Source organism: Thermomicrobium roseum DSM 5159, assembly GCF_000021685.1.
Classification (GTDB): Bacteria; Chloroflexota; Chloroflexia; order Thermomicrobiales; family Thermomicrobiaceae; genus Thermomicrobium; species Thermomicrobium roseum.
Genome location: NC_011959.1, coordinates 1516963 through 1543100, shown reverse-complemented (window position 1 = coordinate 1543100; position 26138 = coordinate 1516963). Strand labels below are relative to the sequence as shown.

Below are 26138 nucleotides of genomic sequence, written 5' to 3'. Positions count from 1 at the left end.
GCTCACTCGTCCAGATAGGGGTGGTCGGTGGAGCCACGGCGCAAGAGATGGTGGATCGCATTCGGCGGAGCAGGCCGACCGACGAAGAATCCCTGTGCGTAATGGCAACCGAGCTCGCGCAGGACAGCGAGTTGGCGTGCCGATTCGATCCCTTCCGCCGTGACGCTCAACTCGAGAGCGCCGGCCAACTCCAGAATCGAGCGGACGACAGCTGTGCTCGCCGGATCATGATCGATATCGGCCACCAGGGTGCGATCGATCTTGAGCCCGCTCACCGGTAACTGCTTGAGGTAGCCGAGCGAGGAGTACCCCGCACCGAAGTCGTCGATCAACACCGCGATGCCGAGCGCCCGCAAACGCTCGAGTCGCTCGCGCGAGACGGCCGGGTCGAGCATCGCCGACTCGGTCAGCTCGAGCGTCAGCCGTCGCGGCTCCAGGCCGGTCACCTGCAGGATGTCGTCGACGAGCTGCGGTACGTCCAAGTGCAGGAAGTCGGTGGGGCTCAGGTTGACGCTGATCGAAAGTTCTGGAGCCAGTCCGGCCCGAGACCAGGCCCAGAGTTGACGGCAGGCCTGCAGGAGCACCCACTGGGTCAGCTGGCTGATCAATCCGGTCGTCTCGGCCAAGGGGACGAAAACGGCGGGAGAGATGGGGCCACGATCGGGATGGTGCCAACGGACCAGTGCTTCCAAACTGGTCAAGCGACCGCTCGAGACGGCGATGACTGGCTGATAATGGATCTGGAGTTCCCCCTGTTCCAGCGCGCGCCGCAGGTCGCGCTCCAGGAACTGTCGTTCGATGCTGGCCTGGTAGAGCACCGGATCGAAAACGGACAAACGCTCCTGACCGGCGCGCTTGCCGACCTGGAAGGCGATTTCCGCCCGACGGAGCGCGGTGGTCGCGTCGATTCCATCTTCCACGCAAGCCAGCCCGCCGCGCATGCGGGCGTAGACTTCGTCACGACCCACCTCGTACCAGCCGCTGAGTTCGTGCAAGAGTTCCTCGGCGAGTCGGACGAGCGTCGTCCGGTCGGGAGCGGTCAGCGCGACCGCGAACCGGTCGGCCTCCAGGCGAGCAGCGGCCAGCGCGCCGGTTACTCGGCGGATCCGCTCGGCGACCGCGCGGAGGATGGCATCACCCGCTTCCCAGCTCAGCGCATCGTTCAATGCCGAAAAGCGCTCGAGATCACAGCAGAGGATGCCGATCGTTTCTGCGGTGGTCGTGTGGAGGAGCGCTTCGAGCACTTCGAGAAATCCGAAGCGGCTCAGGAGTCCGGTCAGCTGGTCGCGTGTCGCCCGCTCGCGGAGCAGCTGCTCGGCTCGCTTGCGCTCGGTGACATCGCGGGCAGACAGCACGATTCCCGCGATGTGCCGGTCGCTGCGGAGATCGACACCCGAGAGTTCGACCGTGCGCGTCGGCTGGTGCGCGAACTGGACTTCGATGCGGTTCGCTCGCTCGGGTCGCAGTCCGTCGAGTGCCCAGCTGGCGACTCGCTCCGGAGTGGTCGTCAGATCCGCGAGCGGGCGACCGACCAGCTGGTCCGGTGCCAGCCCGAGGACAGTCCGGGCCGCGGGCGAGGCGAAGCGAACGATACCGTTGGCGTCGAGAACGAGCAGGGCGTCCGGCGCAGCGAGAACCGTCGCACGGAGCCAGGCGTGATGCTGAGCCTCCGCTCGTTCTGCCCGCCGCTGCTGGATCGATGCCGCGTAGAGTTGGCTAACGAGCGTGAAGAGATCCAGCTCCTCCTCACCCCACAGCCGCTCGTCACGTTGCTGAGCGGCGAGGAGACAGCCGATCAGGCGCCCAGCTGCCAGGAGCGGAACTGCAAGGAGCGATCGCAGGCCGAGGTGCGTGCAGAACGTCCGCACATCGTCGGCCCCCGCGTCGAGCGCTTCGAGACGCGGTACGACGACCGGTTGGCCGCGCTCGAGCAGCGACTGGAGCGAGGGAAGGCTCGGAATCGCTTGCCGGCCGAGACACCGTACCGATAACTCGATGCCGGGAGCCTGCCACCGGCTCAGGAGCACGATGTCCGTTCCTTCGCACTCCAAAAGCACGAGATGATCGATCGCCAGGAACGATCCCAGATCGGCTAACGTCGCGGCCACGACGTTCTCGAACTCGTCGCTGCTCGCTGTCACCAGGCGACTGGCGATTCCGAGCAGGACGTTGTGAAAAGCGAGTTCCCGTTGCAGGCGGGCCTCGAGGCGCTTCTGACTGGTCACGTCGGTCAGGAGCCCGTGCCGAGCCCAGGGGTGTCCCAGCCGGTCGCGGATGAGGACCGCCTCGTCGCGGAGCCAAACCGTTCGACCATCGCCAGTGCGGAACCGGTACACCAGGCGCAAGGCTTCACCGGTACGATCGTTTCGCTCTCGCTCAGCGAGCGCCCAAGCGCGATCCTCCGGTGCGACGAACCGCTCGTACCAGGTCGCTCGATCGACCTGGAGTTCGTGCGCGGCCCAACCGAGGAGTCGCTCAGCCGCCGGACTCACGTAGATCTTACGGTGAGGTGGATCGGCCTCCTCCAGATAGACCACAGCTGGGAGGTTTTCGACCAGTGTCTGATAGCGGTGCGCGAGCGTCTCGAATTCCGGGGAACGATGGACGATGTCGCTCAGGTCGTGGAGAGTCGACCAGAGGAGGATGCGCTCGCCGACGCGTACCGGTCCGGTGATCACTTCGACCGAGCGCACGCGCCCATCCGCAAATCGGTGGGGAAAAACGAAACGCGTGCGAGGGCGTTGGGTGGCCTCGGCGAGTCGTGCTCGGATCTCAGCAGGCGGAAGGGTGTTGATGCGATCGATGGTGAACGAGCACAGGACGCCGTAGGTCCACCCGTAAAAGCGCACGGCGGCATCGTTGGCGTCGACGATACGCCCGTCCTGCGGGTCGATCAGCAGCTGCGGCTCGCTACTGTTCCAGAGCGCTGCGACGAGTTCCGGAATGTCCGAGCTGTCCCCGGCAGGCCGGTGCGTAGCGAGTGTCGGGCCGGACCCTTTCTCCGACCCCCGTTCGATATCCTCGTTCACCGTGTCCTCCAGGTGCCAGGCGAGGCCGTGCTCAGTCTTCTCTTTTCGGCAGGGAGCTGGTCGGGCTGAAGGGTGATCGCTGGGGCTGGCTCGTCACGAGCAGAGGTGCCCCAGCGCCAGTGCACGCGGCGCTCCAGCGGCAGCGGGCTCGTGCTCGAGTGCGCGGGCAGGGTGAGTAACCGGGGGCTTGACAGAGGCGCGAACGATGTGCTAGCATATGATCGCACGGCCCTGACGGGTGAGTGCGCGGCCGGCGCAACGGTCGGCGAGAGCCGACCGGCCCTGGCTCTCACCGAGCCGCCATTGGCGGTCGCGGCGCCCGGTGATGAACCGGCACCGCGGGCCAATGAGAGTATCGAGGGTGCGCTGGCTGCGAGGCTGCCGGTCAGGGCTGTGTCTTCTCTTGTCGTCCTCATGTTCCGTATCGTTTGTGCACAGTGCACAACGGTTCTCCGCCATCCTCAGCAGGACGCCGAAGGTGGCGTGCCACTGCTGTCTTATGCTGGGACGTAGTCGAGGCGCGCTGAAGGTGCCGTGAGCGCGCGGAACAGGAGGAGAACCATGTACGGGTCGTGCACATCGCCAGAACACGTTCTCGATCTGATCCGGTCACGTGGTATCCAGATCGTCGATTTGCGCTTTACGGATCTTCCCGGCACGTGGCAGCATGCGTCGCTGCCAGCGAGCCAGCTCAGCTTGGCCGATTTCGAGCGCGGCATCGGCTTCGATGGTTCGAGTATCCGCGGTTTCCAGGCCATCGAAGAAAGCGACATGTTGCTCGTTCCTGACCCGACGACGGCCTTCATCGATCCGTTCGCGGCTGTCCCGACTCTGGTCATGATTTGTAACGTCGTCGATCCGGAGACGCGTCAACCGTATGCGCGTGATCCGCGCTACGTTGCCCAGAAAGCCGAGCGATACCTGCGCGATCTGGGGATCGCCGACACGAGTTTCTGGGGACCGGAAATCGAGTTTTTCATTTTTGACCACGTCAGTTACGAGGTCTTGCCCTATCGCATGGGCTTCGCGATCGACTCGCGTGAAGGGTACTGGAACAGTGGTCGCAACGACGGGACGCCGAATCTCGGCTATACCATCCGCCCCAAGGAGGGATACTTCCCAGCTCCTCCTCACGATACCTTTCAGGACATCCGCAGCGAGGCGGCGTTGCTCCTCGAGCAGATCGGTGTTCCCGTCGAGATGCACCATCACGAAGTCGCGACCGCTGGCCAAGGCGAGATCGACATGCGGCGCGATACGTTGACTGCCATGGCCGACAAGGTGATGATCTACAAGTATGTCATCAAGAACGTTGCCCGAAAGCATGGCTGCACAGCGACCTTCATGCCAAAGCCGCTCTTCGGGGATAACGGCAACGGCATGCACACGCATCAGAGCTTGTGGCGCGATGGAACGAACCTGTTCTACGCGGCGTGCCATTATGCTGAACTCTCCGAGCTCGCCCTTTCCTACATCGCCGGCTTGCTGACCCATGTCGATGCGCTCCTCGCATTGACGAGCCCGACGACCAACTCGTACAAGCGGCTCGTGCCGCACTACGAGGCTCCGGTCAACGTGGCCTTCTCCAAGCGCAATCGCAGCGCTTGCATCCGGATCCCGATGTATACGACCGGACCGGAGAATGCTGCGGCCAAGCGGGTCGAGTTCCGCCCTCCCGACCCGAGTTGCAATCCGTATCTGGCCTTCGCTGCCATGCTGATGGCCGGTCTGGATGGCATTCAGCGGCGACTCGATGCGAGCCGATTTGGCCCGCTCGACGTCAATACCTATCAGTTGCCGCCCGAGCAGGCAGCACAGGTCAAGAGCGTGCCGGGCTCGCTCGGGGCCGCCCTCGAGGCGCTCGAGCGTGATCATGACTGGCTGCTGGAAGGGAACGTCTTCACCCGTGATCTCTTGGAAACCTGGGTGAGCTATAAGCGCGAGAAGGAACTCCGAGAAGTAGAGGTTCGACCGCATCCCTATGAATTCTACCTGTACTTTGATATCTAGGGACGGGAACCGATGGTGGGTGGGGATGGGAGGTGCTCTGGTGGGGCCGTGAAAGGAGTACACTGATGCAGGGCCACGAGGGCCACGACGCGGCTACCCGCTGGGCGGGTGTGCAGTGGCGTCGCCGGCGGATCGGCAGTGATGGTCGAGTCCGTGAAGGAGGGTTTGCGTTGGTCGTCGATACGAGCGTGATCGGTCGTCGTGCTGCTGCGCCGAGCCCGGAGGAGGTGCTCCGGCGCGCAGAAGAGCTCAAGATCGAGTTCGTCAGTCTGCAATTCACCGACATCATGGGGATCGTCAAGAACGTCCAGATTCCCATCGATGTGTTTCCCCACGTTATCGAGCAGGGCCAGTGGTTCGATGGTTCGTCGATCGAGGGGTTCGCGCGCATCGCGGAAAGCGACATGTACCTCATGCCCGACCTCTCGACCTTCTCCCCTATTCCCTGGGATCCCCAGACCGCTCGCGTCATTTGCTGGGTCTACAATCCGAATGGTGAACTGTTTCCCGGTGACCCGCGGGTCGTCCTGCTGCGTCAGCTCGAGCGGGCAGCCAAGCTCGGCCTCGTCTACAATACCGGTCCCGAGCTGGAGTTCTTTCTGTTCCGCAAGGAGAACGGCAAGATCATGCCACTCCCGCATGACCAGGGGAGCTACTTCGACTTGACCACCGACCTGGCCGCCGAGGTGCGCAAGGACATGATCCGGGCCTTGCAAGCGTTCGGCATCAAGGTCGAGGCTGGTCACCACGAGGTCGCCATCGGTCAGCACGAAATCGACTTCGAGTATTCCGATGCGCTGACGACAGCCGACAACGCGATCACCTTCAAGTACACCTTGAAAGCGATCGCTCAACAGCATGATCTGCATGCCACCTTCATGCCCAAGCCGATCGCCGGGATCAATGGCAGCGGCATGCACACGCACCAGAGCCTGGCCTCGCTCGAGACCGGTGCTAATCTCTTCGTCGATGTCGAGGACCCCTACGGTCTCTCCGATCTCGCCAAGCACTTCATCGCGGGGCAGCTCGCGCACGCGCGAGGGATGTGCGCGGTTCTGGCACCGCTCGTCAACAGCTACAAGCGACTGGTTCCCGGATACGAGGCGCCGGTATACATCAGCTGGGCACGACAGAACCGCTCAGCGCTCATCCGCGTCCCTGCCGTGCGGCATGGTCGCCTGCAAGCGACGCGTATCGAATTGCGTTGTCCTGATCCCTCGGCGAACCCCTATCTCGCCTATGCTGTCATGTTGGCAGCCGGGCTGGATGGGATCGAGCGCAAGCTGCCACTTCCCGAGCCGGTGGAGGAGAATGTCTACCACTTCACCGACGAGGACCTCAAGCGACGCAACATCCAAACGCTACCGGCGACCCTCGGTGAAGCGATGGCCGAACTCGAAAAGGACGAGGTGATCCGCGAGGCTCTCGGCGAACATGTCTTCGAGCGATTGCTCGAGGCGCAGAAGCGCGACTGGGATGCTTTCCGGCAGTATGTCACCCAGTGGGAACTCGATCGTTACCTCGAGATCTATTGACGGAAAACTCGAGCGACGCCCCGGCTTGCCGGGGCGTCGCTCTTCATCCACACGCGCGACGTGCTCCTACCGCTGATCTTCACCGTCCAGTGCGCGCGACCGGTCGAGGGGCACGGCGAGGGCCCGACTCGTCGCATGAGCGGCGATCCGCTGGCAGGTGCGGCCACAGCCCCGTGCCTGCGCAGCCCTCGCCGATGGCAACGACGGCATCTCATCGCGCATCAGTTGTCGGTGATCGCTCGCTCGTGTCGGAGCGGTCACTGGACCGTCGCTCGCTGGTGGCTCCGCGTACTTGTCTCCTCTCTCGGTGTGCGCTCGCTTCCAGAGAGGGGTTGTTGCACCGAACTGGATACTACCGTGGTACCCGGCTCGCGACGAGCATACCCTGTCGCCTCTCGCGCTCGAACCTCGTCGTGGGTGGATGGCGGTCGGTGGGCAGCCGCGGTGGGTAGCGCAGGAGTGCGTGAGGTCGCCTCGCACGAGTGCCGGCGGTGGAGACAACGAGGTCGCTCGACGAGCGCCCGGCGAGCGCAGGTTTCGACTGGCTGGTCGGTGGGGGAAGTGGGACTCGAACCCACACGCCTCATCGGCACGTGATCCTAAGTCACGCCCGTCTGCCAATTCCGGCATTCCCCCGCGGCAGGAACGCAGAGCGCGACCGAAGAAAGTATACCGGCAGCCGAACGTGGCTGCCGGCCCATGCCTCTTCGATGGTTCAGCGGTTCACCAGCCGCCGCACCCGCACCCTTGGGCCGTACCGGCATTGCCGCCAGCATCGAAGCTATGGCCACAGGCACACGTGGCAACGGCGTTCGGATTGTGGACAGTGAATCCACCTCCCATGAGGCTATTGACATAGTCGATCTCGGCACCCTCGAGATACGTCGCACTGAAGGGATCGACGATCACGCGGACACCGTCGATCTCGAATGTGAAGTCGTCTTCCTCCGCCGACTCCTCGAGGGCCATACCGTACTGGAGACCCGAGCAGCCACCCGGCGCGACGAACACACGGAGATACGCCTCCGGCATGCCCTGCTCGTCCATGAACTGCTTCAGGCGGCGCACCGCCTCGGGTGTCATCGTGATGAGCGTCGTCTGTTGCATGGCTCTCGCTCCACGTCCTTCCGCACTTTCGCAACCACGCTGTTATGGATCTTACACCGCAGCGCAGTGCTGTCAAGTACTAGTCTACCCCGTCGTGCAGTCCCGCGGGCACATCGGTCGTGCGATCCCGAGCGGGCGGCGATAACGAGTGGCGAGAAAGTGTCAAGACGATGGTCGTTCGACGGCACGTCAGCGCTCGGCAATGTGGTCGATCGCGAACTGCGCGCCAGGACCTGCTATCCTCTGTATCGAGTAGGGTGGCGACGGAGCGAGGGCGGCGATGACCGAGCGTTCGGAGCACGAGCTCGATCGGGCGATGGCCAGGCTGAAGCGGCTGGGCATCGTCCTGCCGCTCGCCTTCTTGGCCGCACTCGTGGTAATCGGCCACGCGCTCGTTCCTGCGCTCGGTGCGAACTGGGCATGGATCGCCAGTGGAACGCTGGCAGTCTTGGGGGTGGTCGTCTTTGCCGATTGGATCTTCCGCCCGATCGGTGAACTCTACCGCCGCCTCCTCATGCAACATGCGGAACTGGCTGCCCTGCACGAAGCTGGCGTGGCGATCACCGCTGATCTCGATCTCGCTCTGGTGTTGCAGCGAGTGATCGACGAAGCTCGTCGGCTGGCCGGCGCGCGTTATGGCCTTTTGATCGTGCTGGATGATCAGGGCCAGCGTACGCTCTTCACCTCGGGTTATCCGCGAACCGCCCGCTGCGAACAGAGCACGATGGGAGAGCACGGCATTTTGGAGGCAGTACTGCGGGACGATCGCCCCCTCAACATCGAGGATCTCGATCGGTATCCCGGGACGCGGCACTATCCCGAGGGGCATCCCACCATGCGCAGCTTGCTCGGGGTGCCCATCCGCTCGCAAGAGGGGGTGCTCGGTGGTCTCTATCTGGCCGATCGCGAGGATGGTCAGCCATTCGATGAGCATGATCGCTCGCGGCTGGAGCGGTTCGCGACACAAGCTGCGCTCGCGATCGCAAATGCCCGGCTACATCGTCGCCTGATGAGTCTGGCGGTACACGAGGAGCGCGAGCGGATCGCCCGAGAAATGCACGACAGCCTCGCCCAGGTCTTGGGGTATGTCATCACGAAGGTGTCGGCGTTGCGTGAACTCCTGCGCCAACCCGATCGCCTCGCAGAGGCAGAGCGTCATTTGGAGCAACTCGAAAGAGCAGCGCGAGACGCCTACGCAGACGTTCGCGAAGCGATTCTCGGACTGCGGACCGGCCTCGCTCCGAACCGGAGCCTCGTCGATGCGTTGCGGAGTTACGTGGAGCGGTGGCAGGACCAGAGCGGCGTCAACGCTCGACTCATCGTCGAACCCTCGGACGACAGCTTGCGCGGTCTCCAGCCGATGGCAGAACTCCAGCTGCTCCGCATCGTCCAGGAAGCACTGACGAATGTCCGCAAGCATGCGCGAGCGACCGAAGTCACGGTCCAGCTCGCTCGACTCGATGGAACGGTGTGCGTTCGTGTGGCGGACAATGGGATCGGTTTCGATCCAGGAGCGCTGGAGCGCGGACAGTTCCCACGTTTTGGGCTCGCGACGATGCGCGAGCGTGCCGAAGCGGTGGGAGGAAGGTTGCGGGTCACCTCGCTTCCGGGCCAGGGAACGACGGTCGAGGCGGTGCTTCCGGTCGGCATCGTCCTGGCTGAAACGACTGGAGGACGAGATGCGTCTCTTGATCGTCGATGACCATGCGCTCTTTCGCGATGGCCTGCGCAGCCTCCTGGAAGCACGGGGTGTCGAGGTCGTCGGCGAGGCGGCGAATGGACGCGAGGCGGTGGAACTCGCGCGCCAGCTGAAACCGGATATCGTGCTTATGGATCTCACGATGCCAGAAGTCGATGGCTTGACGGCGACACGCATTCTCGTGACGGAACTCCCGGAAGTGAAAGTCGTCGTGCTCACCGCCTCGGACGACGAGGCAGATCTCTTCGAGTCCATCAAGTCGGGCGCGTACGGGTACTTGCTCAAGAACCTGGAGGCTGACGAGTTCTTTCGCGCGCTCGAAGCAGTCCAGTCGGGTCTGCCGGTCTTCACTCCCCATCTCGCGCGACGGGTTTTGCAAGAGTTCGGCCGGGAGGGAGTGCACCGCCCCGAAGGACCGGCTTTGACAGAGCGCGAACGCGAACTCTTGGAACTGCTCGTGCAAGGTGTGACCTCGAACCGAGAACTAGCCCAGCGGCTCTTCATCAGCGAGAACACGGTCAAGTATCACCTGCGCAACATCATGACCAAACTTCACCTGGAAAATCGGGCACAGGTGATCGCCTACGCTCTCCGGACTGGCCTTGTCCGCACCCGGCCCGACGAGCCACCACGTTCCTAATCGGCGTCGATGTCCGAGTCCATCATGTTGTGCGCTGTGCCTCGCCTGCGACTCCTGAACCTGTCCGCCCCAAAGCGACGAAAGTTTCTCGGTCGAGGGCAGGGCCCCCTAGGAAAGTGCGCCACTTTCTCTCCTTTTCGCATGGTTCGAATGGCGATAGAGAACTCTGAAGATCGATCTCCCTGGTAAGCCGGCCAGCGACCACACGCCCGAGCGAACAGGCACTGTTCACGTCGAGACCTGCTCAGCATCTCCTGCTGGAACGGTTTTGTCACGCCACGTCTGCTCGTGTTCGATAGACTCGCCTGAGGAGGGGAAGGAGGAGGGACAATGTTCATCGATTACCTGACCATCATGATGGTCGCTGTCGTGGTGGGGGCGTTGCTGGCTGCATGGTATGGGTGGCGCTTTCTCGATGCTCCCGCTGAACTCGTGCGGCCCTGGGGTTGGAGTTTCCTGGCGACCGGATTGCTCCTCGCGATACCAGCCTTGCATCTGACGCTCACGTGGCCGTTGCCGGGTGGTAACAACATCATCATGGGTGAGCCGGCTCTTTACTTCGGGGTGCTGCTGTCGCTCGCTGGGCTGATTATCTTGATCGGGCACGATCTCCGGCCACTGGCCTGGCTGAGTCTACCCGGAGGCATCATGCTCGTCGTGATCGCTGGCGCCATTCTCCAGCATGGGCTCACGCGCAGCCCAGTGATGTGGGCGATCGCCTATGGGGCGATCGGGATCGCCGGCATACTCGTACCAGTGAGCTTCCGCGTTCCGTCCCTTCGCCTGATCGCTGCGGTCCTGCTCGTCGTCGGCGCGGCGATTTTCGCGATCGGCGCTGTTGGCGCCTATCTCGAACATCCTGGTCCGGATAATTTCGGACAGTGGCGGCCACTCCCGCTGCGCTCCTGAGTGGGCTTCCGGTACGCTGGCTGATCCTCGGACGAGGATCAGCGCGACTGGTCCCCTGTCTGGGCCAGTCGTCTTCGTTCCGGGGGCATGGATCAGCGCAGGGCTTCCTGAAGGCGACGGAGCTCGAAAATCTGGTCGCGCAGCAGGGCGGCCTTCTCGAACTCCAGCTGTTTGGCTGCTTCCTTCATCTGCCGCTCGAGGTCCCGGATCAGCCGTGCGAGTTCGTCCGGAGCCAGTTCGCCGATCGCTCCGGCATGGGGCACGGGGGCAGCGACCTCGTACGGGGCGCGCTCCTCTGCCGCCTGCCGAATGCGGTCAGTGAGGTCGCGCACCTGTTTGACGATGCTGCGTGGTTCGATACCGTGTTCCTGGTTGTAGGCCATCTGGATCTGGCGCCGCCGATAGGTTTCCTCGATCGCCTTCTGCATCGAGGAAGTGATCGTATCGGCATACATGATGACGTGCCCGTTCACGTGTCGGGCAGCACGACCGATCATCTGGATGAGTGCGCTCTCGGACCGGAGATAGCCCTCTTTGTCGGCATCGAGGATGGCGACCAAGGAGACCTCCGGCAGGTCCAGCCCCTCGCGCAGGAGGTTGATGCCGACCACCACATCGTAGATGCCGAGCCGCAGATCGCGGAGAATCTCGACGCGCTCGATGGTATCGATCTCGCTGTGCAGGTAGTGGGTACGGATCCCGATTTCCTTCAGGTAATCAGCTAAGTCCTCTGCCATCTTCTTGGTGAGCGTGGTGACGAGTGCGCGCTCACCGCGTGCGACGCGTTGGCGGATCTCATGCAAGAGATCGTCGATCTGCCCCTTGGTCGGCCGCACGGAGATCTCCGGATCCAGGATGCCGGTGGGCCGGATCACTTGCTCGACGATCTGCTGGCTCACTTCCCGCTCCCAGGGACCCGGTGTGGCGGAGACATAGATCACCTGGTTGATGCGCTCCAGAAACTCCTCGAACGTCAAGGGACGGTTGTCGCGTGCCGAAGGGAGCCGGAAACCGTACTCGACGAGGATCTCCTTGCGCGAGCGGTCGCCGTGGTACATGCCGCGCACCTGAGGGATCGCCAGGTGCGACTCGTCGATGAACATCAGGTAGTCGTCAGGGAAATAGTCGAGGAGCGTCCAGGGTGGCTCGCCAGGCTTGCGTCCCGAGAGGTGCCGGGAATAGTTCTCGATGCCGCTGCAGTAGCCGACCTCGCGGAGCATCTCGATGTCATAGCGGGTCCGCTGCTCGAGTCGTTGTGCCTCGAGGAGCTTCCCTTGGGCGCGGAGTTCGGCCAGGCGCTCCTCCAGCTCAGCCTCGATACTCCGGATAGCTGCTTCCAGCCGTTCTCCGCTCGTGACCCAGTGCTTGGCGGGAAAGATTTCCATCACCTCGCGCGTGGCCAGGATCTCGCCGGTCAAGGGATCGAACTCGACGATCCGTTCGACCTCGTCGCCCCAAAGCTCGATGCGCACCGCGAATTCCTCGTAGGCCGGAAAGACCTCGATGAGGTCGCCACGAGCGCGGAAGGTGCCGCGGACGAGCGTCATGTCGTTGCGGTCGTACTGCAAGTCGACCAGGTGACGAAGGATCTTGTCGCGCCGGACGACCTGACCGCGCCGCAAGGCGAGAATCGATTTGTCCCACTCCTCAGGTGAACCGATGCCATAGATACAGGAAACGCTGGCGACGATGATCACGTCGCGCCGGGTCCGCACCGCACGCGTTGCGGCGAGGCGCAAACGGTCGATCTCGTCGTTGATCTCTGTTTCCTTTTCGATATAGGTATCGGTCTGCGGGATGTAGGCCTCGGGCTGGTAATAGTCGTAGTAGCTCACGAAGTACTCGACGGCATTGCGTGGGAAGAACTCACGGAACTCCGAGTAGAGCTGTGCAGCGAGCGTCTTGTTCGGCGCGAGAACGAGCGTCGGCCGTTGCCAACGGGCGATGACGCATGCCATGGTGAACGTCTTTCCTGTCCCCGTCGCGCCGAGCAGCGTCTGGTGCCGGTATCCGCGCTGGAGGCCCTCCACTAACTGCTCGATCGCTTGGGGCTGGTCGCCGGTCGGTTGAAAATCGGTGACGAGTTCGAAACGGCTCATCGATCGGCATGCACCTTTCGGCCCTTCTCGCGCGCATCAAGTATAGCCGCCGTTGCCGATCGATCCGCGCTGCCTGTGGTGACTCCTGGCGAATGACAGGATGCACTCGACGAGTCTCTCCGAGCGAGTCGGTCTTGCTCGGCCGTCGAGTCCGCCGATGGAGCAGCGTTGCGGCATCTACCGACCGGCCGATGGGAAACCACGCGTCGGTCGAGGAAGCCTGCTTCTCACTCCTGCCCGACTGCGAGAGCTGGACGTTCAGCGGTGGCCTGCGCGCACGCTGAGCGAGCTTCTCGCGACAGTGCACGGAGAACGAGCGAGCTTTGTCCAGCGTGCGCAGCGTTCCCCTGCGCCTGTCCTGAGGAGGTTGCCAGCCGACACGCGTTCCTGGCTGTCACTGGACCGTGCCAGCTCGGTGGCTGAGCTGGTGAGTTGACTGGCTCGTTCAGAGTTGCCAATAGCGCGACAAGACCTGACGAGCAGCCTCGATCGCTGCCTCCTGATCAGGGCGGAACTCCCGCTCAGCCTGCGAGAGCTCGCTGGTCCCCTCGTGAGGATCGGCGATGCCGCTCTCGCGCCCGATCATTCCCTCGATGACAGCCAGCGTGCAGAAGGGGACATACCGGAGGGAGTATCCACCCTCCATCAGCACAACCAGGCGCCCAGCACAGAGCTCGTCAGCCAGATCGCGAACCAGTCGCGCCATCGCGCGGTAACCTCGCATGGTTACCAGCATGCGCCCGAGCGGGTCCTCCATGCTGGCATCTTGTCCGGCGGAGACGAAGATCATCTCCGGTCGGAACTGACGGGCGATCGGGACGACGATCCGCTCCAGGGCTGCCAGATAGCCGCGATTGCCCGTCCCCGGTGGGAGCGGGATATTGACCGTGGTGCCCTCGCTATCCGGCCCACCGATCTGGTCGACTGCGCCCCAACCCTCCGGGTACCAGTTGTCCTGGTGGAGCGAGACGAACAACACTGAGGGGTCGTCCCAAAAGGCAGCTTGGGTACCGTTGCCATGATGGACATCCCAGTCCAGGACCATGATGCGCTGCACACCCCGTCGCTGGGCATGCCGGGTGGCGAGCACGACGTTGTTGAAGACGCAAAAGCCCATTCCCTGATCGCGCATCGCGTGGTGCCCGGGCGGCCGCAGCAGGCCGAAGGCACACGATGCCCGGCCAGCGAGGACGACATCGGTGAGCTCGATGGCGGCGCCCGCCGCAAGCAGGGCAGCTTCCCATGAGCCAGGGACGACCGGAGTCTCCGGATCGAGCCAGCCTCCGCCGCTCTTGGTCACCTGCTGGACGTGCGCGATGTACTCGGGCGTGTGGTAGGCAGTGAGTTCGTCCTCGGTTGCCGGGCGAGCCGCCACGACGAGTGCTCCCTCGAGAAGACCGGAGGCAGCGATGAGCTGGGCAGTCCGGCGGATGATGCGTGCGCTGGAGGGATGCTCGACCGGATCGAGAATCGAGCCGTCCGGCAAGTGGTGTGCATCGAGTCCTGTGTCGTGCTGGAGAAAACGTTCGTCGTAGCAGTAGGCGAGCGACATCGGACTGTCCCCTCCCATCCGGTCCCGGCACTGCATGTCCAGCGGCCATCATGGCAAAGCAACCGTCACCACGCAAGTGCCGTCCTCGCACAGTCATGCTAGACTGGCGCGGACAACTCGTGCGGGAGAGGTCGTCCCACGAAGGGAGGCAGAGCAGGATGCCGTGGCCGCGCGTCGCCATCGACCAGCCTGATCGCAACAATGCTGTCGGTGCTCTCGCCGCGATCCAGCGCTTGGAGGCAGCCGGAGTACCTGCCATCTGGACCGTGACCGGTGGCCGGACGATCGATGCCTTGACCGTCTACGCGGCCGCCGCAGTGCGGTCCGAGCGGATCATCCTGGGTACGGGAATCATCCCGACCTATCCTCGCCACCCGTTCGTGACGGCGCAGCAGACACTCGCCGTGCATCAGTTGGCGCCAGGCCGGATTCGCCTGGGACTCGGGCCGAGCCATCGGCCGATCATCGAAGGCTCGCTCGGTATCCCGATGGAGCGTCCCCTGGCGCACCTGCGGGAGTATGTGACGATCGTGCGCGGTCTCCTCTGGGACGGGCAGATCGACTTTCAAGGCGAATTTTTCCGGGTCCGCCAGCGCCTCCCGGAGACGGCACCGGTGCCGATCTACACCTCCGCACTGCGCCCGAAAGCGTTCCAGTTGGCCGGCGAAATCGCCGACGGCGTGATCTCCTGGATGTGCCCACCCAGTTACATCCACGAGCGTGCGGTTCCGGCGCTGGAGAACGGGGCCCGAGCTGCCGGGCGCACCCGCCGGCCCCGTCTCGTGGTGCAGGTACCGGTGGTCATGACGACCGATGTCGCGGTCATGCGTGAGAAGGCACGACCAGTCGTCGGTCTCTATGGGCGCATGCCTTTCTATGCCCAAATGTTCGAGACGGCCGGGTTCCCGCTGGAAAACGGTACTCCGAGCGATGCTCTGCTCGACCATCTGGTGGTGTGGGGTGACCGCGACACGGTGGGAGAACGGCTGGCGCAACTGCTCGAGGGCGGTATCGACGAGTTGTTGACGATGCTCATCCCAGTCGCCGACCACCTGGCCGAGGAAGCGGAACTCGCCGCTGTGCTGGCGGCGCTCGACCGGCGCTTCGGCTGGAGCGGGTGACGATCTGGGAGACGCTGCGGTAGGATAAAACGGGCGTTGTGGCCGCGGACGGGAGGAGAAGCACGGTCATGGCGGACAATCCGGCGATGGTTTCCATGGGGATCCTGGCGCTGTTCGCTGCGCTGTGGAGTGTCCCCGGAGCGGTACGTGCGCGACGACTGGGGCTCCCGCGCTTGGCAGCGATCGGGTGGATCGCGATCGCGGTCATCGTGGTGATGGCCGTGATCATGATTGTCGTCGGTCTCTTCGGATGACCCGGTCTCGGACAGTCAGAAGCTGATCGCCGGCTGGGATGCTCCAGCCGGTTTCTTCTCCCTCGCACGACCTTACTCCTGGCTGGTGACGGATGCTCGGTGTTCCACCTCCGATGTGGCATGGATTCTGGCGCGGTCCCGAGGCGGAGCGGCGGGTGTCGCTCGACCGTGCGCTCCTCCGGCGCGTTCTGCAATCGGCTCTTCCCTATCGTTGGTCGATCGGGCTCATGGTGCTGGCGATCCTGCTGACCTCGGTCACTGAGGCGCTCCAGCCGCAACTCGTGCGTGTCCTCGTCGATCGTGCCCTCCCGGCTCCTGGGCGATCGGGTGACCTCCTCTTGCTCACGCTGCTCAGTATCGGGATGGTGGCGTTGCCGCTCCTCGGTGGCCTCATCGGTGTGTGGCAACGCCAGCTGAGCGCGCGCGTCGGGGAAGGAATCATCTTTGACCTGCGTGCTGCCCTTTACGAGCGTCTCTTGCAGCAAGGCTTTCGGTTCTTCACCGGAGTCAAGGCTGGCGAACTCGTCTCGCGTCTCACCAACGATGTCGTCGCTGCCCAGCGTGCGGTGACGAGTACCGTGACCAACTTGGTGAGCAATGTCGCCGTGATCGCCGTCTCGCTCGCCATGATGCTGGCCATGGACTGGCGCTTGACACTCTTGGCCTTTCTCGTTTTTCCGGCGCTCGTCTTGCCTACCCGTCGTTTCGGGAATCGTTTGCGTGCATTGACGCGGGCACAGATGGAGCGGAATGCCGCGATGACGGCGCAACTCACCGAAACGCTCGGCGTGAGTGGGGCATTGCTGGTCAAGTTGTTCGGCCGCCGCGCCGATGAGGTGGCACGGTTCCGCGAGAGAGCGGCTGCCGTGCGCGACATCGGCATCGAGCTGGCTGTCGCGGGACGCTGGCTCATGGTGTTCTACGGGATGACCGCAGCGGTCGGCACAGCTGTCGTGACCTGGTCCGGAGGGGTGCTGGCGCTCCGCGGTGGGCTGACGACCGGTGAGTTGGTGGCGTTCATCGTGTATCTGGCACGGCTCTATGGGCCAGTGACCGCGCTGCTCAACACCCACGTCGATCTCGCGACCTCGCTCGTCAGTTTCGAGCGGATCTATCAGCTGCTCGATCGACCGATCGAGATCCGCGAGCGCGAGAACGCTGTCCGCATCGAGCGCCCGCGTGGTGCGATCGCGTTCGAGGACGTTTGGTTCACTTATTTGGCCGAATCCAGCGAGGCTGGCGAGCCCCTTCCCCTGGCGGGGCGCGAGGACAAGTGGAACGAGTCGCTGCGCTATTGGGCTCTTGCTCGTGTTTCCTTCCGGGTCGAGCCGGGTCAGCTGGTGGCCCTGGTTGGCCCGAGCGGCGCCGGCAAGACGACTGTCACCTATCTTCTCGCCAGGTTGTTCGATCCGACCCGGGGCCGGATCACGCTCGATGGTTACGATCTCCGCGATCTCTCGCTCGACACATTGGCTCGGGCCATCGGGATGGTGACGCAGGAGCCGTATCTCTTCCACGATACCGTTGCCGCGAACCTGCGCTACGCGCGGCCGGAAGCGACACAGGCAGAGCTCGAGGCTGCTGCGCGGGCCGCGCAGATCCACGAGCGGATCACCCAGCTCCCGCAGGGGTACCAAACGGTCGTCGGCGAGCGAGGGTATCGCCTCTCTGGTGGAGAAAAGCAGCGCCTCGCCCTGGCACGCCTCTTCTTGGCCGATCCACCCGTTCTCGTGCTCGACGAGGCGACTTCCTCGCTCGATTCCGAATCGGAGCGCCTCATCCAAGAAGCGCTCGCGACACTGATGCGTGGCCGGACCACGTTGGTGATCGCCCACCGACTTTCCACGATCCTGGCGGCGGATCGTATCCTCGTCATGGAGGGTGGTCAGATCGTCGAGCAGGGAACGCACCACGAGCTTCTAGCACAGGGTGGACTCTACGCGCGTCTGTACCGTCTGCAGTTCGCGGTCGAGCCGGCAGCCTAGCGCTCCGACTCCGGCAATTCCACGAGGTCATCGCGCTCGAGGGCGCTCCGGAGTTCCTCGGTGGTCGCCTGGGCATTCCCGAACTTGCCGATCACGATGCTGGCCGCGAGCTGAGCCAGTGCGAGCGCCTCGATCGGTGTCGCCGCGCAGGCCAGAGCACCCGCGAGGACGGCCAGAACGGTATCGCCCGCACCGGTGACATCGAAGACCGTCCGGACTGCTGGCGGCGGGAACTCGCGATACCCCTCGGCAGTGACGAGTGCAGCACCGTCGCCGCCCAGCGTCACGACGAGCACCTCGCAGGCGAGTTCCCGCCAGAGCACCGGCAGCGTCCGGACCCGTTCCGCCCGCTCGGCGAGCGAGCGTTCGAGGAAACGCTCCGCCTCGGCGCGGTTGCACTTGATCACCGTCGCCTGTCGGAAGGCATCGAGGCGCCCTTGCGAATCGACTGCGGTCAGCTTGCCGGATGCCAGAGCCGTCGCGATGACGCGGGAAGTCAGCACACCGCTCCGGTAATCGGAGAGGACGATGGCGTCCACGTGGGGTGCAGCCCTGGCGATCGCGGAGACGAGCTGCTCCTCCTCAGTCTGGCGCAGAGTCCGACGCACCTGACGGTCCACGCGGACTAACTGCTGCGGGAGGACGTTGTACGGCCCGGTGGCGACGATGCGGGTCTTGACGGTCGTCGGGCGCGTCGGATCGACGACGATGCTGTCCACCCCGACGGCCTGCTCGACAAGCAGCTGGCGCAAGAGCGCGCCTTCCGGATCATCACCGATCACGCCCGCTTGCTGGACGGTGGCACCCAAGGCGACCAACGCGAGCCCGGGTGCTGCCCCGCCGCCTGGCCGATGCGCGATCTGCCGCTCCTCAAGGACGAGAACCGGTGCTTCCCGCGAGATGCGCGTTGGTTCGCCGAAGATATAGCGATCGAGATACAAGTCGCCGACGACCAGGAAACGCTTGGTCTTCACGTCGTCGAGGATGCGCAGCAGGCGTCGGCGCAGTTCGCTCATCGTGCTCCCCGGAAGCGAACGAACGGGATGAGAAGCGCGAGTGCGGCGAATAGGAGGTCAGGGATGGGCCGGAGCTGGAGGGCAGCGATGAAGCGGGGATCGCTCAGTCGGCTCGGAAGCGCTGGCGTCTCGGGGCCGAGTTCGGCGAGCAAGAGCAGGCGCGAGATGACGAGCCCGACTGCGACGCCCGCGATCCCCAGTACTTGGAGGGCCAGCCCACGCCGCAAGCGGGCCGCCGCGGCCATCGCTTCGGCGACACCGAAGCCGAGGAGGAGCGCCAGGTAGAATTGCCACTCCGGAATGCGACTCCAGAGCCAACCGACGACGAAGGCGACCAGGAGCCCGGCTGCCGCCGCCCGTACCAGGAGCGAACCAGGCAGGTCACCCCATGCACCACCAGAGAGACCGGCACAAGCTGGGCAGCGGTATCCGACCGGCGTTTCGACCATGCAGCGGGGACAGATCGGTGTCCCGCACTTGCTGCAGCGGAGACGAGTCGTGGTGCCGGGGTGACGCGGACAGGATCGCTCGTCGAGCACGCTGGTCACGGTATGGCCTCCGGTTCGTCATGCTCCCTGCCGGCAAGCCGATTCGCCAGTCCATCGGCGAGGGCAAGGAGCGCGAAATGCGGCAATACCAGCTGCCGTCGCCACCGCCACGGCTGCCGTAGCAAACGATACAACCATTCCAAGCCGAGGTGCCGAACGATGCGCGGGGGACGCGGGACGATGCCGGCGAGGTAGTCGAAGGTTCCGCCCACCCCGAGGGCGACCCGCACGCCCGCAGCAGTCAGTTCCGTGCGGTGCCGAGCGATCCAGCAGTCCTGGGCCGGCGCCCCGTACGCGACACAGAGGACGTCCGGGCGAGCAGCCGCGATGCGAGCGAGCGTCTCGGGGGCATCTTCAGGGCGCGGCGAGCCAGCCCAGGTACCGACGATGGTCGCTCCAGCCGAGCGAGCCAGCACCGCTGCCGCACGCTCGGCAACTCCGGGCGCTGCACCGAGAAAAAAGAGGCGGACTTCGGTCCGGGCCAACGCTTCGACGAGGTCCACGCCGGTCACCCGCCCACGGAGCGGTGTCCCACGCCAGTGGGCCGCCAGGATCAGGCCGATTCCATCCGGTGTCACCAGTGCCGCCCGTTCGACGACGGCTCGAAAGGCCGGGTCGCGGCGAGCGGCCATCACCATCTCCGGATTGAGCGTGATCACCTGCTGCAGGTCACTCGCCTCCCGGCTCCAGGCTAGGATGAGCTGAACTGCTTCCGCGAGCGTGACGTCGTGCACCGGCAGGCCGAGGATAAGCACGCGGCGTAGTTTCCAGCCGGTAGCTCCCAGCATCTCGGTCATTCGGCCTGTCGCGTCCTCCGGTCGCACTCGACCTCCGCTGGCAAGGATACCGGTCGCTCTTTTCGAACACGAGCCGCTTCTCGTATACTGGAGCTATCGACCGAAAGGGTGGGCTCATGGTGGGCAGTGGAGCGGCAGTCATCGAGCGCCTGGGCGAGGGTGATCGAGTCGCTCGACTGGTCGATCTTCTGGTGATGCTCGCTCAGGCTCCGAAGCGGTATACCCGCCGGGAGCTGGCGGCGCGGTACCAGGTGAGCGAGCGACAGATCGGCAAGGATCTCCAGTTCCTCCGCGAGCGGCTTGGCCTGGCGATCGAGCGCGCTCCTGGTGGCGGATACTATCTGGTCTCCGTTCCGCGCCTTCCCTCGCTTCAGCTCGAGCTTCCTCAAGCTTTGGCGCTCCTCCTGGCAGCAGAAGCTGGGCACATGATCCCGGGTATCTCGTCCCAAGAGCTGAGCGCGGCGCTCGAGCGACTCCGGGCGATCCTGCCGGACAAGATGCGGACGCTCTTGGGGCATTCGCTCCAGGCACGCCGACCGAGTCGATTGGACGAGCACCGACGGAAGCGCTTGTTCGCTCTGTTGGAAGCGATGGCGCTGCAGCACACGGTCGAGATGACGTACCGGACAGCGTCACGCGGGAACCAGGCGGAGAGTCGTCGCTTCGATCCGTACTGCGTCTTTCCCTTCGGCCGCTCGTGGTACGTGGTCGGCTGGTGTCACTTGCGATCCGATGTTCGCACCTTCAAGGTGGACCGCATCGAGTACCTCCGAGATACCCGCGTACCGTTTCGCGTCCGGTCCGATTTCTCGCTGCGCGAGTTCTTGACCAAGAGTTGGGGAGTATTCCAAACGAGCGAACTCCCGACCGAGGAGGTCGAACTCGAGTTCTCGCAGACGGCAGCCCCCTGGATCGCCGAAGAGGAGTGGCATCCGAGCCAAGAGATCGACCCCTTGCCCGATGGGCGCATCCGTTTCCGGGTGCGCATACCAGTGACTCCCGATTTCGTCCGCTGGGTGCTCAACTATGGCGTCGACGTGACCGTGATCCGCCCAGAATCGCTTCGCGAGCAGGTGCTCGCGCAAGCGCGCGGTATCCTCCGCCACTACGGTGTCCGAGAGACAGGACAGCTGGGTACTGCCGAGGCCGCGCGCTAGTTGGGTCAATCGGCAGCGAGGAGTCCCTGGGGCGGGGGGATCGTCGGGCGCGCCGTGCGTTCGGAACAAGGTTCCTCCTTCGGTGTTTCTGGTCGAGGCTGCTCCTGTCCTTCCTGGTCGCCGGGTTCGGTCGGACGTGGTCGCGTCCGACTGCGCCGTGTGACGAAGAGTTGGTGCGGTGGAAGTGGGCGTCGTCGTCGTGCCAATGGTCTCCCTTCCTTTCTGCTCCGACAGTGGACCAGTAGCGCGCTCATTCGCGGGGTTGGCGGCTCGCGCGCCCGCGGCGACTGAGTGCCGCTGCGAGCGCGCCGAGTGCGAACAACAGTGCTGACGGGATCCAGAAGAGCGAGACGGCGATGAGGCCGGCCAATGCTGCCAGAAGCTGGAGAACTGCGCTGGCGCCTGGACGGCTCAGGACGACGACTGCACCGACGAGACCGACTGCGGCGGCGACGATGGCTCCTAAGCCGCCACCGAGAACCATTCCTGTGCCTTCAGCGGAGAAGGCCGCGCCCAACCCACCGATGCCGAGCGCGAGCAGGCCGGCCAGCACGCCGAGGAATCCGCCCAGCAGACCGAAAACGAGCCCCGCGATCCGCACGAGTGTCCTCCATTTCCTGTTCGATGCGCGAGGGGCGAGCCGCTCGACTCGCCCCTCGCCTGACCGACTCATTGCGCGTCGAAGTAGAGCTCAGCACTGGTCAGTGGATTCGGGTCGAACTTGAGAAAGAGCGGCTTGGCGTCCTGCGGGATCTGGAAGACGACGATTCCTTGCAGCTTTCCACCCGGTCCGACCTCGCCACTGAGGAGTTCGCCCTCCGCAAAGCCGGTCACCATGATTTCGGCCTCGTGGTCGAACCCGTCCTGCGTTCGCAGCGCCCAGTTGGTCGGGAAGAGACTGATCGAGCTCGTGCCGGCGTTCTCGAACAGGACTTGGACGAGCCAGAACTTCTGCCCTTCCTTGGGCTGAACGAACATGTTGCTGGACGTGGCGCCATCCACGATGTTGACGATGGTGACTCGGTAGACCTGCTTACCGTCCGCGATAGCGCCGCTCTGACCGGGCGCCAGCGGAACGTGCCGGTCGTTCTTGCTGGTTCCCCAGCTCTTTCCCGCTCGATCTCCCGGAGTACCCTCCGGGGCTGCCGGGGTAGGCTGGCTCACTGCGCCGGACTGGACGAGTTCGAGCGCATTCGGTGTGTCGAAGTACAGTTCCGCAGAGGTGAAGGGATTGGGATCGAACTTCAGGAAGAGCGGCTGTTCCCCCTCCGGTAGCTCGAAGACCACGATCCCGCGCGCTTTTCCACCGGGACTGACCTCTTGGGACAGCCCTTCCCCTTCGGTGAAGCCGACTGGGGCGAAGACCGGCTCGTAGTCGAAGCCGGCTGTCGTGCGCAGCTGGAAGTTGCTCGCCGTCAAGAATGACGACCGGTCACCGGCGTTTTCGACGACAATGACCAAAAGATAATACCGGTTCCCCTCTTTGGGGCGCTGAAGGGGATTCGTCGAGGTGGCGCCATCGACGATCCGTTCGATGGTGAGGCGATAGACCATTTTGCCGTCACGGAGCTCGGCTGTCTGCCCTTCGGCCAGCGTGGCGTGGACATCCTCTTTGCTCGTTCCCCAGGGGAGGGTCGGCGTGGCCTGCGGCGCAGGCGTCGCTGTCGCGGCACGCTCGCCCGGTGCGACCGGACTCGTCGCTGGTGCCGCAGCCGTCGTCACGACCTGCCCGCTCGCCTCTGCAGGAGTCGGTGTACTCCCGCCTTGCCCGCCACCCGAGACCAACACGGCAATGAGCACACAGATCGCCAAGAGCCCACCTGCTCCGATCAAGAGCGCCTTCAGAAAGCGCCGCATCGTCCACCTCCTCGTCCGGTTGTCGTCCAGGAGTTGGGCCCACTCCCTGTTTCCAGTGTCGTCAACGGACGGGAACACAGGTGTTCCCGTAGGGGAGGAAAATCGTGACGAGCTGGCACGCTCGGGTGCCCGAGCGGGCTGCGGTGACCCACAGCAGGCATCTTCCGGGAAAGCGTCCGCGGCAGGGGCGATGGCTCACGAGCCCGAAGCGCGACCGGCGGCCGGTCCCCCCGGCTCTTCCCGTCCTCCTGCGTCGATGAGAAGCGGGCGTCCGTCAGCGCGAGCTGCTTTCCGCCAACCGTGGCGAGACCGGTAGACGAATCGGCCGGACGTGACCGCGAAAGCCGAAGCCGTGCCAACTCGGGAGCGAGACACCCGCGACGAATGGAGTGCTGTGGAGATTCCACGCTGAACTATCGTGTCCTTTTGCGTCGCTGTGCGGCGTATACTCGCCCGGGCAGCGCGCGGGGGTGATCATGGAAGATGGCCGATCAGCGACGGTTCCGAGCGAAACGGCTCGCAGCCGGGTACTCCCGGTCTGGGAACTGACAGCCGTGCTCGGTCTGCTCATGGCGATGAGCGCCTTCGCCATCGACATCATGCTCCCAGCTCTGCGCGACATCGCGTTCGCCTTCCGGATCGACGAGACGCGCGCCCAGCTGGTCGTGAACGTCTACTTCCTCGGTTTCGCCATCGGTCAGCTGTTCTTCGGTCCACTCAGTGACCAGATCGGGCGTCGTGTTCCCCTGCTCCTCGCTGCTGGTGGCTATGGGGTAACCGTTCTCGCAATGCTGTTCGCACCGACCTTCGGCCTGTTGCTCGTTCTGCGCTTCGTCCAAGGATGTTTCGCGTCCGGGCTGCGCGCGACGGGAATTGCTATGGTCCGTGACGCCTCTCGTGGAGAGGCGATGGCACGGATTGTCTCTTTTGCCTCCGTGGTGCTCTTGGCGGCTCCCCTGTTCGCTCCTTCGCTCGGTGTCCTGCTCTTGCGGTGGGGGTGGCGTGCTCCCTTCGCCTTCCTGGCGGTGCTCGCCGTGGGTCTGCTCGGGTGGGTGTTCCTGCGCGTTCCGGAAACGTTGCCACCCAGTCGTCGCGCTCGTCAGAATCTAGATCATCTCTGGAGTGCGGCACGCGCTTTCTGGGCAGCGAAACCGAGCGTGGCCTTCACACTCATCCTGGGCATTAGCTATGGTGTGATGCAGGCCTATCTGGCCAGTGCCCCGCAGCTGGTCAAGGGATACTTCGGATTCTCGAACCAGGCATTCGCGCTCGCCTTCGCGGCCGGTGGTCTGGCGCAGGTGGTGGGGACGCTCACCAACGGCTGGCTCATCACGCGGCTCGGACTCCGACGCGTTCTGCCGGCTGCGCTCGCGCTCCTCGCGCTGGCGACCACCGCGCTCGTCGTGACCAGCGCCGCGACCCCGCGGTTCCTCTCTTTCTGGGCAGGTGTGGTGCTCATGTTTTTCGCGATCGCCTTGATCTTCCCGAATGCCAACAGCGCGGCGCTCGAGCCGCTCGGCCGGATCGCCGGATTCGCCAGCAGCCTCGTCGGCTTTGGGAGCACGGTGCTGGCGAGCATGTTCGGCACAGCGATCGGGCAACTCAGCGCCGGAGAGCCGCACCGTTTCGCGCTCGGCCTGTGGCTGCTCTCGCTCGTCAACCTGGTCGTGCTGGCCTGGTTGTTCCGCCTCGGCTGGACACGCCAGCGACCAGCCCCGTCGTGACACCCCGAGGCGCTGGGTTCGCAGCCAGGGATCCTGCGCTCACGCGAGCGCAGCGGCGAGCACCAGAACGGAATCGAGACGGACTGGCAATTCTTCCCAGATGGATCCCAACTCGCGACCGCGCCACAGACGACCATCGCGGAAGCCGACGTAGAGCATTCGCGGTTCCCCGGGCGGGATGAGCAGCGCATACGGCATCGAAGGGAGCGGATCCGGTAGCCCTTCGACCGGTCGCCAGGGTTGGTCGGCGACTCGCCGGAAGATGCGGGCGTTCGCCTCTCCCACTCGGATCGGGACCGCATCCCGGTGCGGTCCCGGACCGTGCGCCTCGCGTGGTCCGGGAGCGGCGGAAACGAACCAGATGGCTGGATCGTCCGGCGAAGAGGCGAGTGCCCAAACGTAACGACGGTCGATTCCCTCGTCCTCGGCGCGCCAGGTGTCTCCGGCGTCGCGACTGACCGCCACTCCACCGCCGGCAGCTTCGTAAACCAGGTTCGGTGCTGCTGGGTGCAGCAGGAGCGCGTGGCAGTCCAGGTAGCACCCTGGGCGTTGATCGGCCCAGGTGACTCCACCGTCGGTACTGCGGAGGACACCACCGAGTTCGATCCCGACCAGGATCAGGTTCGGGTCATGGGGTGAGACGGCGATCGCCCTCACGTGCGAAGTCCAGGGGCGTGGTGGAAACGACCAGCTGGCAGCACTGGGCAGCTCGCGCAGGCTGCGCGCTTCCTGCCAGGACGACCCGTTGTCGTCGCTCCAGTAGAGCGCGCTCGGCTCGGCTCCGGCAAAGATGACCCCGCGTCCGCCGACGACCCGCGAGGAGCTGATCGCGACCGAGAGGATGCGCTGCGCCGGAAGTCCGGTCGCCTGTCGCCATGAGCGTCCAGCGTCCTCACTCAGGAGGAGACCGCGATCGAACGTACCGACGACCAGCCGCCGCGCATCGTGCGGGTCGAGCGCGATGCATTGGGCACCGACGTCGCGCAGGAGCACTTCGGCTCGCCAGCTGCGGGACGACTCCTGCAGCAGGACGACATCGTTGCCGGTGAGAGCGTAGAGCGTCGACATGGCCGATTCCTCCTGATGTCGAGCGGCGATG

General features: G+C 64.5%; 20 protein-coding genes and 1 tRNA gene. 10 read left to right on the top strand and 11 right to left on the bottom strand.

Translation table 11 applies throughout. The features are described 5' to 3' along the window. Positions 1–2: 2 nt before the first annotated feature. Positions 3–3029: a sensor domain-containing protein gene (locus TRD_RS13670; RefSeq protein ID WP_015922504.1), complete on the bottom strand. Its 3027-nt coding sequence runs from the start codon at positions 3027–3029 to the stop codon at positions 3–5. A gap of 561 nt (positions 3030–3590) precedes the next feature. Here TRD_RS13670 and glnA (TRD_RS07290) point away from each other — a divergent pair. Both glnA (TRD_RS07290) and glnA (TRD_RS07285) read left to right on the top strand, forming a co-directional pair. After that, entirely contained in the window at positions 3591–5039 is a 1449-nt protein-coding gene (glnA, locus tag TRD_RS07290) for a type I glutamate--ammonia ligase (RefSeq protein WP_015922503.1), read from the top strand. A 65-nt stretch (positions 5040–5104) separates the two neighbouring features. Further along, positions 5105–6574 (top strand): type I glutamate--ammonia ligase, encoded by a 1470-nt coding sequence (gene glnA / locus TRD_RS07285; RefSeq protein WP_015922502.1) that lies wholly within the window; start codon positions 5105–5107, stop codon positions 6572–6574. Positions 6575–7127: 553 nt separating this feature from the next. On the opposite strand, the gene TRD_RS07275 is transcribed toward glnA (TRD_RS07285), so the two are convergent. Further along, positions 7128–7210, bottom strand: a tRNA-Leu gene (locus TRD_RS07275). A gap of 87 nt (positions 7211–7297) precedes the next feature. Then, positions 7298–7681, bottom strand: coding sequence for an iron-sulfur cluster insertion protein ErpA (gene erpA / locus TRD_RS07270; RefSeq protein ID WP_015922500.1), 384 nt, complete (start codon positions 7679–7681; stop codon positions 7298–7300). A 280-nt stretch (positions 7682–7961) separates the two neighbouring features. Here erpA and TRD_RS07265 point away from each other — a divergent pair, with 280 nt between their 5' ends. From TRD_RS07265 to TRD_RS07255, 3 genes are all read left to right on the top strand, one after another. Then, entirely contained in the window at positions 7962–9383 is a 1422-nt protein-coding gene (locus TRD_RS07265; RefSeq protein ID WP_015922499.1) for a GAF domain-containing sensor histidine kinase, read from the top strand. Further along, positions 9361–10020 carry a response regulator transcription factor gene (locus TRD_RS07260; protein WP_041436035.1) on the top strand — a complete coding sequence of 220 codons (660 nt, stop codon included), beginning with the start codon at positions 9361–9363 and terminating at the stop codon, positions 10018–10020. The genes TRD_RS07265 and TRD_RS07260 overlap by 23 nt, the downstream gene beginning before the upstream one ends. 330 nt (positions 10021–10350) lie before the next feature. Beyond that, a complete protein-coding gene (locus TRD_RS07255) occupies positions 10351–10929 on the top strand; it encodes a DUF981 family protein (RefSeq protein WP_015922497.1) in 579 nt (192 codons plus the stop codon). A gap of 92 nt (positions 10930–11021) precedes the next feature. Here the strand turns inward: TRD_RS07255 and uvrB are convergent, their stop codons facing one another. Together uvrB and TRD_RS07240 are read right to left on the bottom strand one after the other, a co-directional pair. Then, a complete protein-coding gene (uvrB, locus tag TRD_RS07250) occupies positions 11022–13028 on the bottom strand; it encodes an excinuclease ABC subunit UvrB (protein WP_015922496.1) in 2007 nt (668 codons plus the stop codon). Between the two features lie 445 nt (positions 13029–13473). Next, the gene (locus TRD_RS07240) at positions 13474–14580 is read right to left on the bottom strand and encodes a class II histone deacetylase (protein ID WP_015922494.1); all 1107 of its coding nucleotides are present in this window, start codon (positions 14578–14580) and stop codon (positions 13474–13476) included. Positions 14581–14738: 158 nt separating this feature from the next. On the opposite strand from TRD_RS07240, the gene TRD_RS07235 reads away from it, so the two are divergent. The 3 genes from TRD_RS07235 to TRD_RS07225 all read left to right on the top strand — a co-directional run bounded on the left by TRD_RS07235 (position 14739) and on the right by TRD_RS07225 (position 17940). After that, the gene (locus TRD_RS07235; RefSeq protein ID WP_015922493.1) at positions 14739–15701 is read left to right on the top strand and encodes an LLM class flavin-dependent oxidoreductase; all 963 of its coding nucleotides are present in this window, start codon (positions 14739–14741) and stop codon (positions 15699–15701) included. Positions 15702–15769: 68 nt separating this feature from the next. After that, positions 15770–15955, top strand: coding sequence for a hypothetical protein (locus TRD_RS07230; protein ID WP_015922492.1), 186 nt, complete (start codon positions 15770–15772; stop codon positions 15953–15955). Positions 15956–16110: 155 nt separating this feature from the next. Continuing rightward, positions 16111–17940, top strand: coding sequence for an ABC transporter ATP-binding protein (locus TRD_RS07225; protein ID WP_226980688.1), 1830 nt, complete (start codon positions 16111–16113; stop codon positions 17938–17940). Here the strand turns inward: TRD_RS07225 and TRD_RS07220 are convergent. The 3 genes from TRD_RS07220 to TRD_RS07210 are packed head-to-tail and all read right to left on the bottom strand — an operon-like array spanning position 17937 to position 20301. After that, positions 17937–18956, bottom strand: a complete 1020-nt coding sequence (locus TRD_RS07220; RefSeq protein ID WP_015922490.1) for a bifunctional heptose 7-phosphate kinase/heptose 1-phosphate adenyltransferase — start codon at positions 18954–18956, stop codon at positions 17937–17939. The genes TRD_RS07225 and TRD_RS07220 overlap by 4 nt on opposite strands. After that, positions 18953–19504, bottom strand: coding sequence for a B-box zinc finger protein (locus TRD_RS07215; protein WP_015922489.1), 552 nt, complete (start codon positions 19502–19504; stop codon positions 18953–18955). The genes TRD_RS07220 and TRD_RS07215 overlap by 4 nt, the downstream gene beginning before the upstream one ends. Further along, entirely contained in the window at positions 19501–20301 is an 801-nt protein-coding gene (locus TRD_RS07210) for a WecB/TagA/CpsF family glycosyltransferase (RefSeq protein ID WP_226980687.1), read from the bottom strand. Before TRD_RS07210 ends, TRD_RS07215 begins: the two co-directional genes overlap by 4 nt. Before the next feature lie 116 nt (positions 20302–20417). Here TRD_RS07210 and TRD_RS07205 point away from each other — a divergent pair, with 116 nt between their 5' ends. Beyond that, positions 20418–21458 carry a helix-turn-helix transcriptional regulator gene (locus TRD_RS07205; protein WP_015922487.1) on the top strand — a complete coding sequence of 347 codons (1041 nt, stop codon included), beginning with the start codon at positions 20418–20420 and terminating at the stop codon, positions 21456–21458. Between the two features lie 250 nt (positions 21459–21708). On the opposite strand, the gene TRD_RS07195 is transcribed toward TRD_RS07205, so the two are convergent. Together TRD_RS07195 and TRD_RS07190 are read right to left on the bottom strand one after the other, a co-directional pair. After that, complete coding sequence (locus TRD_RS07195; RefSeq protein ID WP_015922486.1) at positions 21709–22059, bottom strand: hypothetical protein; 351 nt, start codon at positions 22057–22059, stop codon at positions 21709–21711. Between the two features lie 68 nt (positions 22060–22127). Continuing rightward, a complete protein-coding gene (locus TRD_RS07190) occupies positions 22128–23315 on the bottom strand; it encodes a DUF4352 domain-containing protein (RefSeq protein ID WP_015922485.1) in 1188 nt (395 codons plus the stop codon). A 476-nt stretch (positions 23316–23791) separates the two neighbouring features. Between TRD_RS07190 and TRD_RS07185 the strand changes: the two genes are divergently transcribed. Continuing rightward, a complete protein-coding gene (locus tag TRD_RS07185) occupies positions 23792–25039 on the top strand; it encodes a multidrug effflux MFS transporter (RefSeq protein ID WP_143714660.1) in 1248 nt (415 codons plus the stop codon). Between the two features lie 39 nt (positions 25040–25078). On the opposite strand, the gene TRD_RS07180 is transcribed toward TRD_RS07185, so the two are convergent. Further along, positions 25079–26107 (bottom strand): WD40/YVTN/BNR-like repeat-containing protein, encoded by a 1029-nt coding sequence (locus TRD_RS07180; RefSeq protein ID WP_015922483.1) that lies wholly within the window; start codon positions 26105–26107, stop codon positions 25079–25081. Positions 26108–26138: the final 31 nt, after the last annotated feature.

What these genes read in the sequence shown, in the direction of transcription:
- TRD_RS07240 (WP_015922494.1), bottom strand. Translation starts at nt 14,580, where the DNA reads ATGTCGCTCGCCTACTGCTACGACGAACGTTTTCTCCAGCACGACACA.
- TRD_RS07205 (WP_015922487.1), top strand. Translation starts at nt 20,418, where the DNA reads ATGGTGGGCAGTGGAGCGGCAGTCATCGAGCGCCTGGGCGAGGGTGAT.
- TRD_RS07260 (WP_041436035.1), top strand. Translation starts at nt 9,361, where the DNA reads ATGCGTCTCTTGATCGTCGATGACCATGCGCTCTTTCGCGATGGCCTG.
- erpA (WP_015922500.1), bottom strand. Translation starts at nt 7,681, where the DNA reads ATGCAACAGACGACGCTCATCACGATGACACCCGAGGCGGTGCGCCGC.
- TRD_RS07230 (WP_015922492.1), top strand. Translation starts at nt 15,770, where the DNA reads ATGGCGGACAATCCGGCGATGGTTTCCATGGGGATCCTGGCGCTGTTC.
- TRD_RS07185 (WP_143714660.1), top strand. Translation starts at nt 23,792, where the DNA reads ATGGAAGATGGCCGATCAGCGACGGTTCCGAGCGAAACGGCTCGCAGC.
- uvrB (WP_015922496.1), bottom strand. Translation starts at nt 13,028, where the DNA reads ATGAGCCGTTTCGAACTCGTCACCGATTTTCAACCGACCGGCGACCAG.
- TRD_RS07235 (WP_015922493.1), top strand. Translation starts at nt 14,739, where the DNA reads ATGCCGTGGCCGCGCGTCGCCATCGACCAGCCTGATCGCAACAATGCT.
- TRD_RS07190 (WP_015922485.1), bottom strand. Translation starts at nt 23,315, where the DNA reads ATGCGGCGCTTTCTGAAGGCGCTCTTGATCGGAGCAGGTGGGCTCTTG.
- TRD_RS07210 (WP_226980687.1), bottom strand. Translation starts at nt 20,301, where the DNA reads ATGACCGAGATGCTGGGAGCTACCGGCTGGAAACTACGCCGCGTGCTT.
- TRD_RS07220 (WP_015922490.1), bottom strand. Translation starts at nt 18,956, where the DNA reads ATGAGCGAACTGCGCCGACGCCTGCTGCGCATCCTCGACGACGTGAAG.
- TRD_RS07180 (WP_015922483.1), bottom strand. Translation starts at nt 26,107, where the DNA reads ATGTCGACGCTCTACGCTCTCACCGGCAACGATGTCGTCCTGCTGCAG.
- TRD_RS07255 (WP_015922497.1), top strand. Translation starts at nt 10,351, where the DNA reads ATGTTCATCGATTACCTGACCATCATGATGGTCGCTGTCGTGGTGGGG.
- glnA (WP_015922503.1), top strand. Translation starts at nt 3,591, where the DNA reads ATGTACGGGTCGTGCACATCGCCAGAACACGTTCTCGATCTGATCCGG.
- TRD_RS07265 (WP_015922499.1), top strand. Translation starts at nt 7,962, where the DNA reads ATGACCGAGCGTTCGGAGCACGAGCTCGATCGGGCGATGGCCAGGCTG.
- glnA (WP_015922502.1), top strand. Translation starts at nt 5,105, where the DNA reads ATGCAGGGCCACGAGGGCCACGACGCGGCTACCCGCTGGGCGGGTGTG.